The organism is Curtobacterium sp. NPDC087082, assembly GCF_044745045.1.
Lineage (GTDB): Bacteria > Actinomycetota > Actinomycetes > Actinomycetales > Microbacteriaceae > Curtobacterium.
This window is the reverse complement of record NZ_JBIUZN010000011.1, coordinates 1-1,809: the sequence shown is the minus strand read 5'-3', so window position 1 is coordinate 1,809 and position 1,809 is coordinate 1. Positions and strand designations below refer to the sequence as shown.

1 rRNA gene is annotated in these 1,809 nt (G+C 57.6%); it reads right to left on the bottom strand.

Annotated elements, in window-relative coordinates:
* Positions 1–266 precede the first annotated feature (266 nt).
* Positions 267–1,788: ribosomal RNA gene (locus tag ACIPEP_RS18220) — 16S ribosomal RNA — on the bottom strand.
* Positions 1,789–1,809 lie beyond the last annotated feature (21 nt).

Sequence of the window (1,809 nt, the reverse complement as noted above, 5' to 3'; positions counted from 1 at the left end):
CAGGCCCCAGTCACGGCTCAACCCCCGACCACACTCGGCCGGGAAGCCTGGTCCCTCAGGACCCAACAACGTGCACCAGCCGACCCGCTCACCCCCAACCCGTTCCAACCCGAACCACGAAGGCCCCGGCGTACTGAGGTCAGAAGCTGCGCTCCCGACTGCACTGTCAATGTTCCACCCATGAGCTACCGGCGAGAACGTTCGTCTCGATCCGGCGCCTGGACCCACCGTCCCCCGAAGGACACGACGAGCCAGATGCTCCTTAGAAAGGAGGTGATCCAGCCGCACCTTCCGGTACGGCTACCTTGTTACGACTTAGTCCTAATCACCGATCCCACCTTCGACGGCTCCTTCCACAAGGGTTAGGCCACCGGCTTCGGGTGTTACCGACTTTCATGACTTGACGGGCGGTGTGTACAAGGCCCGGGAACGTATTCACCGCAGCGTTGCTGATCTGCGATTACTAGCGACTCCGACTTCATGAGGTCGAGTTGCAGACCTCAATCCGAACTGAGACCGGCTTTTTGGGATTCGCTCCACCTTACGGTATCGCAGCCCTTTGTACCGGCCATTGTAGCATGCGTGAAGCCCAAGACATAAGGGGCATGATGATTTGACGTCATCCCCACCTTCCTCCGAGTTGACCCCGGCAGTCTCCTATGAGTCCCCGCCATAACGCGCTGGCAACATAGAACGAGGGTTGCGCTCGTTGCGGGACTTAACCCAACATCTCACGACACGAGCTGACGACAACCATGCACCACCTGTACACCGACCACAAGGGGGCGACCATCTCTGGCCGTTTCCGGTGTATGTCAAGCCTTGGTAAGGTTCTTCGCGTTGCATCGAATTAATCCGCATGCTCCGCCGCTTGTGCGGGCCCCCGTCAATTCCTTTGAGTTTTAGCCTTGCGGCCGTACTCCCCAGGCGGGGCGCTTAATGCGTTAGCTACGACACAGAAACCGTGGAAAGGTCCCTACATCTAGCGCCCAACGTTTACGGCGTGGACTACCAGGGTATCTAATCCTGTTCGCTCCCCACGCTTTCGCTCCTCAGCGTCAGTTACGGCCCAGAGATCTGCCTTCGCCATCGGTGTTCCTCCTGATATCTGCGCATTCCACCGCTACACCAGGAATTCCAATCTCCCCTACCGCACTCTAGTCTGCCCGTACCCACTGCAAGCCCGAGGTTGAGCCTCGGGATTTCACAGCAGACGCGACAAACCGCCTACGAGCTCTTTACGCCCAATAATTCCGGACAACGCTTGCACCCTACGTATTACCGCGGCTGCTGGCACGTAGTTAGCCGGTGCTTTTTCTGCAGGTACCGTCACTTTCGCTTCTTCCCTACTAAAAGAGGTTTACAACCCGAAGGCCGTCATCCCTCACGCGGCGTTGCTGCATCAGGCTTTCGCCCATTGTGCAATATTCCCCACTGCTGCCTCCCGTAGGAGTCTGGGCCGTGTCTCAGTCCCAGTGTGGCCGGTCACCCTCTCAGGCCGGCTACCCGTCGTCGCCTTGGTGAGCCATTACCTCACCAACAAGCTGATAGGCCGCGAGTCCATCCCCAACCAAAAAATCTTTCCACCACCAGACCATGCGGCCGGTAGTCATATCCAGTATTAGACGTCGTTTCCAACGCTTATCCCAGAGTCAGGGGCAGGTTACTCACGTGTTACTCACCCGTTCGCCACTAATCCACCCAGCAAGCTGGGCATCATCGTTCGACTTGCATGTGTTAAGCACGCCGCCAGCGTTCGTCCTGAGCCAGGATCAAACTCTCCGTAAAAAATTACAACCAACACCCGAA